Consider the following 15,125-nt stretch of genomic DNA (forward strand, 5'->3'; position numbering starts at 1 on the left):
ATCAGACTATTTTCCAAGGTCTAGGAGCTGCTTTTTCAGTTTTTCCATTTTTTGCTGCGTTTCCTCCATCTTCCCCTTTTCTTTCTTTATGATTTCTTCGGGCGCGTTTTGGACAAAGGCTTTATTGGAAAGTTTTTTCTCGAGTGAAGTGAGGTAGTTTTCGAGTTCGGTGAGCTCTTTGGCGAGTCGTTTCTTTTCCGCCTCAAAATCGATGAGGTCCGCGAGTGGAAGGAAAATTTCAATGTCGCCCACAAAGGAGCTGAGGGCTTTGTCGATTTTTTTGCCATTTTCGTAAATATCGAGCTGCCCAAGGTTGGCCAAGCGTTTAATGACTTCGGCTTTGTCTTGAATGAGCGCGGTGTCCTCATGCGCAATGATGATGGCGTGAATTTTTTTAGCCGCCTCCACTCCCCCCTCTGCCCGCAGCACGCGGATGCCGGCGATGGTGTCCATGATGCGACCCATTTCGTCCGCCTCGGAAGGAAAATCAAAAGCGGGATTGGGCTTGGGCCAGTCGGCCGTCATGAGCATGGAGCTGGGTTCACCTTCGGCCATTGCTTGCCAGATTGCTTCCGTCACAAAAGGCATGAAGGGATGCATGAGCGTGAGGCTGGTTGTGAGCACATGTTTGAGCACTGCCGGATTTTTGAGGACTTTGCTGATTTCCAAATACCAATCGCAATATTCCCCCCAAAAGAAGTCGTAGACGGTGAGTCCGGCCTCGGACAGTTGGTAGTTTTCGAGCTCCCTCGTCACTTTTTCAATGATTTCATTGAGGCGTGTGAGAATCCACTTGTCGGCACGGGAGAGTTTTTTGGGGTCGATTTCATCGGAAGAAAGGTCGAGGTCTGCCGAGGACATCATCACGAATCTGGATCCGTTCCAAATTTTATTCACAAAGTTGCGGTAGCCGGCGATTTTTTCCTCGTAAAGGCGCATGTCGTTTCCGGGCGTTCCGCCAATCACCAAACTGAGACGAATGGCATCCGTTCCGTATTTTTCAATCATGTCGAGCGGGTCGATGCAGGTTTCCGGGTTGGATTTGCTCATCTTTTTTCCACGAATGTCACGGATGAGGCCATGCAAATACACATCCTTAAAAGGAATGGATTTTTCTTCGGAGAAGCCGGTTTTGCGTAGAGCGTAAGTGGAGCCTATGATCATGCGGGCCACCCAGAAAAAGAGAATGTCGTAACCCGTTTCCAAACAGTTGCTGGGGGTGAAGCGCATGAGATCTGGCGTTTTTTCCGGCCAACCGAGCGTAGAAAAAGTCCAGAGTTGTGAGCTGAACCAGGTGTCCAGCGTGTCTTCGTCTTGAGTCCATTCGGCCCCGGGAGTTTCAGCTTGAACTCTTATTTCGTCGCCCTTGTACCAAACCGGAATACGGTGGCCCCACCAAATTTGGCGAGAGATGCACCAATCGCGGAGGTTATCGATCCAATGGAAATAAATTTTATCAAAACGGTCCGGCACAATGCGGATCATTCCACTGCGCACCGTGTCTTGAAGTACTTCTTTGATGCTGCATTGTTTACCTTTCCAGTCCACCACGGGCTTGTTCACATCTACAAACCATTGTTTCATGATTTGAGGCTCCACAATGCCTTTTCCACGGTAGCTCACGGCCACATTGTGTACATAATCTTCTTGAATGTTCACGAGCAAGCCCTTCTCTTTGAGTTTTTCTACGATCTTGGGGCGAGCTTTTTGAATGGGCATTCCGGCGAATTCTCCCGCAATGTCGAGGAGGCATCCGTCCAGACCAATCACCTGTTCTTTATCCAAGTTGTGGCGCTGGGCAATGTCGAAATCGGTGGCATCGTGCCAGGGTGTGATGGTCATTACTCCGGTTCCAAACTCAGGATCCACCGCTTCGTCCTTAATCACGGTCGCTTTCACGGGTCCGTTGATCCATTCCGCTTCGAAGGTATCGCCGTGTTTGTATTTTTTGTACCGTTTGTCGTCCGGGTGCATTACCACCACTTTGTCGCCAAACTTGGTTTCCGGGCGAGCGGTGGAGATTTGGAAAGGCCCATATTGAAAAGTATAAAACTGGACTTTTTCCTCCACATATTCCAGTTCGTCGTCCGCCACGGTGGTTTGCATTTTGGGGTCCCAATTCACAATGCGGCCTCCGCGGTAGATCAAACCGTCCTCATACATCATGCGGAAAAGTTCGTTCACGGCCGTGTTCATGTCCTCACTAAAAGTGTAGCGTTCACGGCTCCAGTCACAGCTGGTTCCCATTTTTCGAATCTGATTGCGGATGGTTCCCTTACTCACTTCCACAAATTTACGGATTTCTTCCAATAAACCTTCCCTTCCGAGCTCCTGGCGAGGATTTTTCATTCCACTTTCTTGAAGTTTTTTCTCCACCACACTTTGCGTGGCGATGGCGGCATGATCCGTTCCGGGCAGGTACAACGCCGCAAAACCTTGCATCCGTTTAAAACGCACCAAAATATCCTCAATGGCCAGCATGGTGGCGTGTCCAAGGTGCAGGGTTCCCGTGGCGTTGGGGGGCGGCATCATGATGGAGTATGGCGGTTTTTTTGGATCTGGATCCGGTGCAAAAGCGCCCGACTCTTCCCACATTTTGTAAAGAGCATCTTCGTGATCTTTGGCCGAATAGGTTTTTTCAATTTCTTTCATGGCTCTAAATAAACCACACCTGTAGACGAGAGACAAGAAAATAGTGTATAATGCAAGTGTATGGATCCATTTAAAAATCCAAAATCGGAGGCGGAAGAAAAACTCAGTAACCCTGAGGTGCTTGAGGCAACGGAGATGACGGATAGCGCTTTGGATGAGGAATCTGGATTGATTTCCGGAGAAGTGAGTGAAATCGCCAAAGATGGTGCTTCTGAAAATAAGGCTCACGGACAGGGCTCAAAGGGAGATGATGACACCTCCAATGTCCAAAAGGAGAAGAAACATTTGGAAGAGATGGGAGACCGTATGGCACTCCGCGAACGATTGCTGGCCGCCGCTCCTAAAGAATCCGCGATGCGCAGTGAGGTGAAGCAAGTGCTCTTGCAGAAAAAAGCCTCTCTTGAATCTGATGTGAAGAAATATTCCCGCAAGCAAAATTATCGACTCTTAAGTGATGCCGTGGCTCAACTGAGATTGGTGGTTCACCAACTTCAAGAAATTGCCGAGGCGAGCTACGAAGCCTTGAAGGAGGTTTGGCTGAAGGTGGTACACAAGTTCGCTTAGAACAGGAACAGACTCGGCTCCGCCGAGGATCAGAGCCACCCCATTACATGAAGGTGCAGGTGGAAGATCACCTGGCCGCCTTTTTCGCCAACATTGAATTGGAGGCGGTAGCCTGCGCACTTGTATTGTTTGGCGAGCTGTTTGCCCACAAAAATCAAATGCGCCACGAGGTCTCGATCTTCTTCTTGGAGGTCTTCGATGCTGGGAATGGGCTTGCGGGGAATCACCAAAAAATGGACGGGAGCCTTTGGGTAAAGATCCTTTATGGCGATGCACCGTTCATCTTCAAATACAAAATCGGCGGGCAGTTCTTTATCGATGATTTTTTGAAAAAGAGTTTTTTCCATGGCGGGGTTCAAAAAGAAAACTAGTTCTTTTTAGAAAGGTCCAAATCGTAGACCGCGCGACCCACACGAATGAACTGTGGATTCTTTTGAAGATTGAGGGAAATGGTTCCCTTCTTCACACGGCGTTGTTTGAGCACTCCTTTGATGATGTCTTGTTTGCTGAGAGGGCTTTTCTTTGCAAGCAAAGATTCGATGATGTCCGTTACGGTTCCATCTTCAAATCCCCATTCCTTGAGCGCATACAGTCCACGACCCACCAATACAAATTGAGGGTAACGGATGAGTTCGTTGTGAACGGCTTGAACCGTTACTTTTTTTGCATCGAAATGCGCATCCATGATCTTTTTTGCAATGTCCACAAAGTGCAGAGGTTTGTTCTCTCTGCGGAGCACAATCAAAGCCTTGTCTCGGATGCTCTTGGGGTTGATGTGTCTCCACACCATCAGTCCGTAGCCCAGTTCGGTCTTTTTGATGCGTTCATCCATTTGGAGCAGCGCCGCAAAAAATTCATCTTCAAAGCTGTAGGTTTGCGCGTGTTTGTGTTTCTTAAGTTCGGTCACAACCGCTTTTTCATCCATGAGCTCTTTCTTTTGATTGAAGACGGTTTGCGCGTGCTCCAAAAGATCCATAATCACTTCCGGAGAAATGCTGCTCAAGTGCCAGCTCACTTTGATCATGTTGTTCTTTTCGATGTAAGAAAGTCCGGGACAAATAGTGAGGGAAAGTCGTACGATTGAACGATCCACTTCCATGGTGTTTTCAATCATGTTCAGAATTTTTCGAGTGAGCTCTTCCTCCAAAAGCAATCCCCCATTTTCTCGTAAAATGGCTTCCGCCACTTCGTGAATGAAACGAAGTTTACTGCTGTTCACGGTTCGTTTGAGTTTTCCGAGGGCGATTTTTTCGATTTGTCGAACGCGTTCGCGGGTCACATTAAAGGAACGGCCGATGCTTTCGAGCGTACGGCGATCCTTGTTGTCCAGTGAAAACCTTTGCACCACCACTTCTCGTTCCTTTTCCGTGAGGACCATGAAAATATCTTCGATGATCTCTGTCAAATTGAGTTTGAGTACAGGAGTGTTTGCTTTCAGTGAGATGGACATAAAAGATTAATCAGTTAAATTCACTAAAATTCAGGGCTACCCTAAGATATTGATATGGGGCATAAGCGTCAATAGAAAATTTATCATTCATTTCGTCAACTTTTCGTAAGATAGTACAATCTATGCCTATTTTTCGTTTATGTCAATAGCTTGCCAAACCCTTCAAATCCTATACTATTCTCGCGAAGCTCGGGTGGCGAAATGGTAGACGCGCTGGTCTTAGGAACCAGTTCCGAAAGGATTGAGAGTTCAAGTCTCTCCCCGAGCACCACACTCGTCGTAGACGAGCCTTCCCTGTCTGTCTTCCCCCCTAACTCCACCCACTATGCATTTTCAAGTCGATAATGAGAAGGACTTTAAAAAGTATATTAAGTATCTTTCACACCCTTGGCCTATTGCTTGGCGGAATTTTTTGGCCGGAACCTTTCATGGCCTGGGATTTATTTTGGGTACGGCGATTTTCCTGACGATCCTTGGTTTTATCACCAATAAGGTTATGGGGGAACTCCCCTTCTTCTCAGATTTTACGGAAGCGATTAATGTTTGGCTCGAAACCACTTTGAAAAACTCATGAGCTTTGTTCACCTTCACAATCACACTCACTACAGCATTCTTACGGCCCTCGCCAAGCCCGATCAATATATAAAGATCGCCAAAGAACAAGGAGCACCCGCTGTGGCGATTACGGACAACGGCGTTATGTATGGGGCTATTGAGTTTTATAAGGCGGCGAAGGCGGCCGGCATCAAGGCTATTTTGGGTGTGGAAATGTACATTGCACCCTTGGGACGCGAGAATAAAACCCCGGAAAACCGTTACAATTCCTTGGTTCTTTTGGCTCGAAATAATGAGGGCTACCAAAACCTCCTCAAGCTCTCGACCTTTGCGGCTTTGGAAGGCTTTTATTACAAACCGCGTGTTGATGATGAACTTTTGGAAAAATACGGGGCCGGGCTCATTGCTCTTTCGGGCAGTTTGGGAGGAGGAATTCCCCGAGCGATTTTGGAAAACAATATGGAAGGAGCCAAGGCCCTTATAGAAAGATACCAGGGTATTTTTGGCAAAGACTATTTTTTCCTGGAGCTGCAGCATCATCCCGAAGTGGCCAACTGGAGCATTGTGAACAGCAAACTGCTGACCTTGGCGGAAGAAACCGGGGCTCCCCTTGTGGCCGCCAACGATTGTCATTACGCCTACCCGGAGGACAGCGAAGCTCACGATGTGCTCATTTGTGTGCAAAATCAAAAAACCGTGCAAGACGAGCACCGGTTTCGCTTCACCGGGAACTACGCCATGCGCTCCCCGGAAGATATGGAAGAGGCCTTTCGGTTTTGCCCGGAAGCGCTGAGCAACACGGTTAAAATTGCCGATATGTGTGAGGTGAAACTTGAGTTTGGACACTATCAAATTCCGATTTTTGATACCGGAGGGGTGGATCCTCAAGTCTATTTAAGAGAGCTTTGCGACAAGGGTTTTGAAGAAAGATATGGCAAAACACCCTCCCCCGAAGCCAGGGAACGGCTCGAGTTTGAATTGGACACCATCCACAAGATGGGCTTTGACACCTATTTTTTGATCGTTCATGATTTTATTCGTTACGCGAAAGAAAAAAACATTGTGGTGGGGCCGGGGCGTGGAAGTGCCGCCGGATCCATTATTGCCTACTGTTTAAGGATCACCGAGCTCGACCCCCTCGCCCACGGTTTACTTTTTGAACGATTTTTGAATCCGGAGCGCATCAGTATGCCGGATATTGATGTGGATTTTGCGGACAATCGCCGAGATGAAGTTTTGCGCTATGTGACGCAAAAATATGGAGAGGATCATGTGGCGCAAATCATTACTTTTGGAACTTTGGCCCCCAAGGCGGCCATCCGAGACGCGGGACGGGCGCTGGCTTACAGTTATGGAGAAGTGGATGCCATTGCCAAAAAAGTTCCCCCCGCCATCTTGGGCAAATACGCGCCCTTGCAGGAATCTGTGCAGAGCGACCCTGAACTTTCCAAGCTCTACCAAAGCGATGAACATGCCAAGGAAGTCTTGGACACCGCCATTAAACTGGAGGGAACGATTCGGCAAGTGGGAACCCACGCATGTGCCGTGATCATTTCCAGGGATCCACTCATGGAACACACGCCCATCCAAAAAGCCACCGGAGAAAAGGAGGGCGTGATCACTCAATATTCTATGAAACCGTGCGAGGAACTTGGCTTGCTTAAGATGGACTTCTTGGGTCTCAGCAACTTGAGTATTATTGAAACGACTCTTGGAATTTTAAAGCGCACGCGGCCCGATTTGGTTTTGGATTTGGCTCGGCTGCCGATCGATGACGAAAAAACTTATGAACTCTTGAAACGGGGAGAAACCACCGGAGTCTTCCAGTTGGAGTCCGGCGGGATGAAACGATATTTGCGGGACCTCAAACCCACGGAATTCGGCGACATCATCGCCATGGTTTCTTTGTACCGTCCTGGGCCCATGCAGTTTATTTCCGTGTACATCGATGGGAAACATGGAAAGAAAAAGGTGACTTATTTGCATCCTTCGCTGGAAGCGGTGCTCAAGGAAACTTATGGAATCGCCATTTATCAGGAACAAATTTTGGAAATCGCCAAGCGCTTCGCCGGCTTTTCACTTGGGGAAGCGGACTTGCTCCGCAGAGCTATAGGGAAAAAAGTGGCCAAAGAACTCGTGGCTCAAAGACAGAAATTTATTGAGGGGGCTGTGGCGCAAGGCAACCAAAAAAAATTGGCAGAAAAGATCTTTGATGAAGTGATCGAGCCTTTTGCCGGATATGGTTTCAACAAGTCCCACGCGGCCTGTTACGCGCTCATCGCTTTTCAAACCGCTTACCTCAAGGCGCATTACCCCGCGGAGTTTATGGCCGCTTTGCTCACTTCCGATGCCGACAACACGGATCGAATCGTGGTGGAAATTCAGGAGTGCCGCAACATGGGCATCGCCGTGCTCCCCCCCAGTGTGAACGAATCCCGATCCCATTTCACCGTGGTGGATGATAAAACCATTCGTTTTGGACTCACCGCTATTAAAGGGATGGGCGTTGGCCCCGTGCACGAAATCATCAATGCTCGAGAAAAAGAAGGCCCCTTCACCGGTTTGGAAAATTTTGCAAAACGAGTTCCCGCCAAACTGCTCAACAAAAAAAGTATTCAGTGCTTGGCCTATGCGGGGGCGATGGATGGTATGGGAGAACGGGCCGAATTGGCCGCCAATACGGATGAAATCAGCAATTATGCCAAGAATATTCAGGCCTCTCTTTCCGAAGGACAAACCGACATTTTTGGCGTGATTTCCGATTCCGAAACGGCGAAGCTCAAGCTCACTCCCGTCCCTGCGGCCGACAGCAGTCAACGCTTCCGCTGGGAAAAAGAATACATGGGGCTTTACATCAGCGGACATCCTCTCCAGGGTCTCAAGCGCTATTTCCAGGGCAAGGGAAAGCTCATCGGCTCTTTGAATGAGAAATCTGTTGGAAAGAAAATAAAAGTCACCGGTCTTGTGGCTCAGCTCAGAAAAGTGATGACCAAATCCGGCCGCTACATGGCCATGGGAGAGCTGGAAGATCCCACCGCTCGCGTGCCTTTTGTGCTTTTCCCCCAAGCCTATGATGCTCATGGTGCCTTGCTGGACGAAGATAAGGTTTATTCCATGGAAGGTCGCCTCGACATGCGAGGTGAAGATTTTCAAGTGATTGTGGACAAGCTCGTTCCGCTCTCTTTAGAAAACATCCTCAATTCCGCTCACGAAAAAGATCTTTTTGATCCCGAGGAGCATCTGGTGGGCGTTCCCTCCTTGCGCAGTGAAGAAAAACCGGAAGAGCTTGAAACTCCGGATGGCGAAGTGGGCCCTTATATCATCAAACTTGAAGAGGGCTGTGACCCCGCCGCTTTGCAAAAACTCAAACCTCTCCTGGAGGCGCACAAAGGCGAGACCACCGTGGAAATCCACATTCCTTCCGGCACTGTTTTAAAGCGAGTCAAAGTGCCTTTTGGTGTGAACATGGCCGATGCTGAAGTGCAGGCGGAACTCAAGAAATTGCTGGGACTGTAGTCCCGCTCAATATGTCAGGAAATTTTCAGGAATTTGTCAGGACTTTTGTACTGAGCGTTCTTTATAATGAGGGTTCTTTAAAAAACTTAATTTATGTACGAAAAGAATTTTGATATGTGGAATGAGAAGAAAAAGAAAGTAGATAAGAAAAGAATCTTGGAATCATTTTATTTCCATGAGAGGGAAATATGGTGGTGCACGCTCGGCGTAAATATTGGCGTAGAAATAGATGGAAAGAATACTTATTTTGAACGCCCAGTTCTTATAATTAAAAAATTCAATGGAATGATGTTTTGGGGCATACCACTTACCTCGAAAGTCAACTCTAATCCTCATCTCCTTTTAATTCATCACAGTGAAGGTACTTCTTTAGCTAATCTGACTCAACTTCGAGTTTTCAGTTCCAAGCGAATACATCGCAAACTTGGCTTTATAGATAAGAAAAGCTTTTCTGAAGTGCTATTCCGGCTGAAGAATTATTTATAAAAAAAACGAGCTCCCTCTTACGAAGGAGCTCTCGGAGGCCGAAGCCACTAATGCTTAGATTTTAAGTTAAGTGATCAGAACAATCAAGCAAAAATTCCCCGCTATTCCTAGCGGGGCCGCGGGAAAGTCCCGAAAACATTCTCATTTTACCCAAACTCCTTTTTGACTTCAACGCAATTGCCTCTTAGAATACCCTCACCTAATTTGACCTCACCCTATGTATCGAACGCACACCTGTGGAGAACTTCGCCCTTCTCATGAAGGCCAGACCGTGACCCTGAGCGGATGGGTGCATCGCCGCCGTGACCACGGAGAATTGATTTTTATTGATCTTCGAGATCGTTACGGGCTCACGCAGATTGTGTTCAACCCTGCCGAGAATGCCGCCGCGCACAAGATTGCGGAGGAAGCGCGCCCCGAGTTTGTGCTCAAAGTGACCGGGAAAGTGGGGACTCGCCCCGCCGGACTCGAAAACAAGGACATGGCCACCGGAGCCATTGAAGTGGCTGTGAGTGAGGCTGAAATTTTGAACAAATCCAAAACGCCTCCTTTTGAAATCGACCAAAATAAGGAGGTGAATGAGGAAATTCGTCTCAAGTACCGTTACCTGGATCTGCGCAAAGATCGTTTGAAAAACAACATCCTTTTCCGCCACAAGTTCATCAAACGCCTACGCGACCTCATGGACGAACGCGGATTCTGTGAAGTGGAAACACCCATGCTCATGAAGGGAACGCCCGAGGGATCCCGCGAATTCATTGTGCCCGCCCGTCTCTACCCGGGGACTTTTTATGTGCTTCCCCAGTCGCCTCAACAGCTCAAACAGCTTTTGATGGTGGCCGGAATGGACAAATATTTCCAGATCGCCCGCTGTTTCCGTGACGAAGATTCCCGTGGAGACCGCCAGCCCGAATTCACCCAGCTCGACCTCGAAATGTCTTTTGTGGAAGAAGAAGATGTGATTGCTCTCAACGAAGAAGTGCTGACGATTTTGCTCAAAGAGCTCGTGCCCGAAAAAGAAATTCTGCAAACGCCGTTTCCCCGTCTCACCTGGCACGAAGCCATGAGCCGCTTTGGAACCGATAAGCCCGACATGCGCTTTGGAATGGAAATTAAGGATGTGACCGAGCTCGTGAAAGACTGCGACTTCAAGGTTTTTGCCGATGCCGCCGCAAAAGGATTCGTGAAATGCCTCACGGTGCAAGGTGGTGCCGAGTTCAGCCGCAAGGAAATCGACGACATGACCGAAATCGCCAAGGTCTATGGAGCCAAGGGTCTCGCCTACATTCAAATGGAAGCCGAAGGTCCCAAGTCCCCCATTGCGAAATTTTTTAAGCCTGAAGAGCTCGAAGCCCTGATAAAGGCTGCCGACGCAAAGACCGGAGACATCATTTTCTTCTCCGCCAGCGAAAGCTTTGAGGTGGTTTGTAACTCTCTGGGTTATGTGCGCCTCGCCTGTGGCGACCGTTTCCAACTCCGCGATCCCAATAAACTCGCTCTGCTCTGGATTGTGGACTTCCCTTTGTTCGAAACCAGCGACGAAGGCCGCCTCGTTTCCGCCCACCACCCTTTCACCAGCCCCAAGGACGACCAGATTGAAAAACTCGACACCGACCCCAAAACCGTCCTCGCCAAAGCCTACGACATCGCCATGAACGGCAGCGAAATCGGCGGAGGTTCCATCCGTATCCACTCCCCTATTGTTCAAGAAAAAATCTTCAAAACTTTAGGCATTAGCAACATCGAAATCGAACGCCGCTTCGGCCACATTCTGGAAGCTTTCTCTTACGGCGCGCCTCCCCACGGAGGAATCGCTTGGGGCCTCGACCGCATCGTCATGCTTTTGAGGGACGAGCCCAATATTCGAGAGGTGATTGCCTTTCCAAAGGACAGCAAGGCGAAGGACTTGCTCACCGGAGCACCCAGCGCGTTACCAGATGAGACGCTGAAGGAGATGCATGTGAAGTGCGTGGAGGAGGAGTAGACTGTGGAGCTTAGGCGTCCATCCGAGTTTTACAAAAATCTTAATTCAAGTTTTTCTTTCACTTCTTTCCAATTAGGAACGACTGATTCTTGAAGCTTAAAGAAATTCTTGTTGTGATTCTTGTGTTTCATGTGACAAAGTTCGTGTGTGATCACATAATCAATGCAATCTTTCGATGCTCGTATAAGTAAAGGATTGAGAATGATTTTTTTGTTGGATAAATAGCTTCCCCACCGTTTTGTCATTTTTCTTGTGATGAGCTCAGGTATGCGATCATTATTAAAATCTTTAATCACCTCTTCCAGCCGAGCTGTAAAAACTGATTTCATCCTCAGCTCAAACCATTCATCAAGTATTGCCTTGTTCACACTTCGATTTTGAGGTGATTCCGTTGTAAATACAGTTATCCTTCCCTTTTCGAGTTTAACTTGTGGAGTTTCTCCTGATTTCACCAGAAGCTTGTATTGCCGTCCAAGGTATAGAAAACTTTCGCCTGAAACATATTCTTTTTGAGCCACCTTTTTCTGATACTTTTTGAAGTACTGCACTTGTTTTTCCAGCCACAACCATTTTCTTTTTAGGAATTTATCAATTTTATCAATATCATAACCAATAGGGCATTTTAAAATGATGTTTAAGCTCGGCTGAACCGTTAATGCAATTGTCTTACGATCCTGAAATACTAAATAATATTCATATGAATATTTCCCATATTTGAATGTACTTATTTTCATTGGCGAAAAATTTCATAGTTACTGGTAGCGAGATCAATGATTGTTGAAAGCAGAGTCTGTAAGTCTTCGTCGCTAAGTCCTATAGCTTTTTGAGTTTTAACCGTGTCGTACAGATAGTCATCCAATTTGTTAGTAATGACCCTTTTGACCTCGGCATTTTTATGCCAATCAACAATGGTTTCAGCTTTCAAGATATTGAATATGTCCAAAATGATATCAACAATTAAGTCTTCCTCAACCTCATACTTGACCAGAATGTCTTTCAGATTTCTATAGAAAATATCAGCACCGATCTTCTCTTTGATCTTGGCGGGAATTTCCTCATCCTCTTTATGTAAAACCTGTACCTTGATTTCCTTGATCTCATTTAAGGCCTCAACATCAGCAATTTTACCTTCTCTCAATTTCTGTAAGAGTTTTGATATTTTTTCGGAAAAACGATGATAGAACTCGGGATCTTTTTCTCTCGCTTCTTCAGTAATTGTCCTTTGAACCTGTGCGGCTATCGCTTCAGCCTTCGATTTATTTGAGCCCAAATTGGCTATCGCCTCGGAGAACGCTTCCGTATCATTAATACTGATTTGCTTCGTCAACACCTCGACCTGTTTAGCATCAATGTATTGGTCAAGGATTTTGACAAGCTGCAGTTTGTACTCAGAAAAATCGTCTGTGTCGGCATACTTGAGAGTTACAGTTTTTCTCAATTCCAGAAATTTTTTGAGATCTTGTTTATACATATCCAGGTGCGGGAATCCAATTGAGAAGTCCTGAAGGGCAAGGCATTCATTAAATTGCCGTATGAATGTGTTGAGTGCCCTGTAGAAAAGGGCGCGTTCTTGCTCGTCTGACAACTTTTGGATGTAAACTTCATCATCCTTTGAGCCTTTAAGCTCCTTGAACATCTCATGCAGTGCGTCATAACTAAATTCAAGTTCCGTTCTCTTGGCTATCACATCGATTAGGGTATTTTTAACATCTTCATCGTCATAGTTCCCAAACAGTTTCATTGCCGTATCGATATTCTTTGCATTTTCGGAGTAATCGATAATGAAACCTGCTGTTTTCGGAGATTTTTTATTTTCATAAATTCGATTCACCCTAGCAATGGCTTGAAGTAGATTATGGTCTTTGAGGTCTTTAGCCAGATAGAGGACGGTATTTCTCGGCGCATCGAAGCCTGTGAGTAGCTTGTCTACAACAATAAGAATTTCTACCCCCTCATCGTTCTTTTTGAAGCTGTTGATTTTTTGTTTTTCATAAGAAGCGAGATCCCTAAAATTGTGGTTTATCGTCTTGAGAAACTCGGAGACCTCTTTTTTATGCGTGTCCTTCTCATCTTCTTCAGTCGTTGTTTCGGAAATTATTACTGCGGAGTTGATTTTCTCTCCATACCCCTCAAAAGCTCTCTGGAATAAAATGGCGGAGTACTTCGAAGGAGCAACAATTTGAGCTTTCAAGCCAGTCCCCTGAAAATTCTTGATATAGTGATCCTGAATATCATAGGCAATTTCCGCAATTCTTTGTGGATTGTTACGAATAACACGCTTGTCTACAAATTTTTGGAGTTCACGCTTTTGCTCTTGGTTCAGCTCTTTGGTAATGCGGTCAACCTGTCGATCAATCTGCTCCTTATTTTGAGTCAATTCCACATAACGGCCTTCATAAATGAGAGGCAAAATTACGCCATCACTTAAAGCGTCATCAATCGTATATTTATCTATATATCCACCAAATTTAAGCCAACTGGCTTTGTCTTTTTTCATCAACGGAGTGCCTGTAAATCCGATATAACAGGCGTTTGGGATGGTTCGGTTCATCTCTGCGTTGGCCATTCCTCCTTGTGTGCGATGGGCCTCATCGATAAGTACAAAAATATTCTTTGAATCGTCAATAAAACCCGCTCGGTGTTTTTTTGCACTTTCAAATTTATGAACCAAGGTAGTTATTACATTGAGATTTTTCTCTTTAATCAATCTTAAAAGGTCTTGGCCACTTGTCGCTTCAACTACACCTTTTTTGAGCTTACAGTCACGGAATGTGTCCGCTATTTGTTTATTGAGATCCTTTCTGTCTGTAACAATAATAACCCGAGGATTTTGGATGCGTTCATCCTCAATTAAAGCTTTTACAAACATCACCATAGTCAGAGACTTGCCCGAGCCCTGCGTATGCCATATTAAACCTCCATTTCTTCTTAAACCTGCAGGGCCTTCTTTTTCTACTTCGATAGTTTTCAAACTCTTATGAATCGCAAAATACTGTTGATAGCGAGAAACTTTTTTAATTCCAGCATCATAAAGCATGAAATTTTTGGCGAGATCGAGCATTCTTTTTGGTTCCAAAAGAGCCACTATACCTTTGTCTTGCTCGGTTAAAAGCCTATCGGTTATTTGTTTGTGAGCCAAAGTAGCACCATTTAGATCAGCACAAATTTGCGCATAAAGCTCACTTTCAATAGGCTTGGAAATGAGTCCGCTTACTTTCTCGTCAAACTGGGGGTCTTCTTTTTCTTTCCAACGCGCGTAAAACTTGTTTGGAGTCCCTGTTGTTCCATATAAAAGTTCGGTTTTATTCGTGCCAATTAAAAGTTGAGGATAAACAAAAAGTTTTGGGCAGTATTCCGGCCCCTGATTTCTATTCATCTGGCTTAAAGCTTCCTCAACTTTTGTTCCGGATTTTTTGTTCTCGATAATAGCAAAAGGTATTCCATTCACAAAAAGCACAATATCGGGTCGTATGCCTTGTTTGCCTTCAGCACAAAACTCCACAGTCACATGGAAGTCATTGTTTTCAATATTTTCAAAATCAATGAATTTGAAATCAAAAGATTCAATCTTGCCATCAATAAACTCTTTGAGGGTTTTTCCACTCGAAGATGTCAAAGTATGATAAACATCTCGCGAAGTATCCATAAGCCCTTCCAAAGGGATGTTTTCAAGCTCCTGAATGGCGGTACGGACATTTTTCTCACTGAATAAACAATCAATCCCCATGTCATCGTACCAGTTGATCTCCATCAACTTTTTGAAGGCAATATCTTTCAAGATAAACTTGGAGTGATCACCACTGCGCTGCGCATCTACTTCCGCCGGAGAAAGGTATTTGTAGCCCATATTAACCAACAGTTCCACTGCAGGGAGCTGTGATTGCTTCGCTTCATCAAAATTTGCTTGGATGATCATAG

The 15,125-nt window shown here is 46.0% G+C and carries 9 protein-coding genes and 1 tRNA gene; 5 read left to right on the forward strand and 5 right to left on the reverse strand.

The genetic code is table 25. The features are described from left to right. Nucleotides 1-6: 6 nt before the first annotated feature. Nucleotides 7-2,652, reverse strand: a complete 2,646-nt coding sequence (locus tag WC777_05885) for a valine--tRNA ligase (GenBank protein MFA6024696.1) — start codon at nt 2,650-2,652, stop codon at nt 7-9. 60 nt (nt 2,653-2,712) lie between these two features. Between WC777_05885 and WC777_05890 the strand changes: the two genes are divergently transcribed. After that, nucleotides 2,713-3,216, forward strand: a complete 504-nt coding sequence (locus WC777_05890; protein MFA6024697.1) for a hypothetical protein — start codon at nt 2,713-2,715, stop codon at nt 3,214-3,216. Here the strand turns inward: WC777_05890 and WC777_05895 are convergent. Continuing rightward, nucleotides 3,213-3,563, reverse strand: a complete 351-nt coding sequence (locus WC777_05895) for a histidine triad nucleotide-binding protein (GenBank protein MFA6024698.1) — start codon at nt 3,561-3,563, stop codon at nt 3,213-3,215. The genes WC777_05890 and WC777_05895 overlap by 4 nt on opposite strands. Before the next feature lie 20 nt (nt 3,564-3,583). Then, nucleotides 3,584-4,666 carry a sigma factor-like helix-turn-helix DNA-binding protein gene (locus WC777_05900; GenBank protein ID MFA6024699.1) on the reverse strand — a complete coding sequence of 361 codons (1,083 nt, stop codon included), beginning with the start codon at nt 4,664-4,666 and terminating at the stop codon, nt 3,584-3,586. A gap of 187 nt (nt 4,667-4,853) precedes the next feature. Here WC777_05900 and WC777_05905 point away from each other — a divergent pair. The 4 genes from WC777_05905 to aspS all read left to right on the forward strand — a co-directional run bounded on the left by WC777_05905 (nt 4,854) and on the right by aspS (nt 11,207). Beyond that, nucleotides 4,854-4,937 (forward strand) — tRNA-Leu (locus WC777_05905). A gap of 299 nt (nt 4,938-5,236) precedes the next feature. Beyond that, complete coding sequence (dnaE, locus tag WC777_05910) at nt 5,237-8,737, forward strand: DNA polymerase III subunit alpha (GenBank protein MFA6024700.1); 3,501 nt, start codon at nt 5,237-5,239, stop codon at nt 8,735-8,737. Between the two features lie 93 nt (nt 8,738-8,830). Next, complete coding sequence (locus WC777_05915; protein ID MFA6024701.1) at nt 8,831-9,223, forward strand: type II toxin-antitoxin system PemK/MazF family toxin; 393 nt, start codon at nt 8,831-8,833, stop codon at nt 9,221-9,223. Between the two features lie 217 nt (nt 9,224-9,440). Next, complete coding sequence (gene aspS / locus WC777_05920) at nt 9,441-11,207, forward strand: aspartate--tRNA ligase (GenBank protein MFA6024702.1); 1,767 nt, start codon at nt 9,441-9,443, stop codon at nt 11,205-11,207. Between the two features lie 29 nt (nt 11,208-11,236). Here the strand turns inward: aspS and WC777_05925 are convergent, their stop codons facing one another. Together WC777_05925 and WC777_05930 are read right to left on the reverse strand one after the other, a co-directional pair. Beyond that, on the reverse strand, nt 11,237-11,941 hold the full coding sequence (locus tag WC777_05925; protein MFA6024703.1) for a SprT family zinc-dependent metalloprotease: 705 nt from the start codon (nt 11,939-11,941) through the stop codon (nt 11,237-11,239). Beyond that, the gene (locus WC777_05930) at nt 11,932-15,123 is read right to left on the reverse strand and encodes an HsdR family type I site-specific deoxyribonuclease (protein MFA6024704.1); all 3,192 of its coding nucleotides are present in this window, start codon (nt 15,121-15,123) and stop codon (nt 11,932-11,934) included. Before WC777_05930 ends, WC777_05925 begins: the two co-directional genes overlap by 10 nt. Between the last annotated feature and the right edge of the window lie 2 nt (nt 15,124-15,125).

The organism is Candidatus Gracilibacteria bacterium, from assembly GCA_041661045.1.
In the GTDB taxonomy this organism is placed as follows: domain Bacteria; phylum Patescibacteriota; class Gracilibacteria; order UBA1369; family 2-02-FULL-48-14; genus 2-02-FULL-48-14.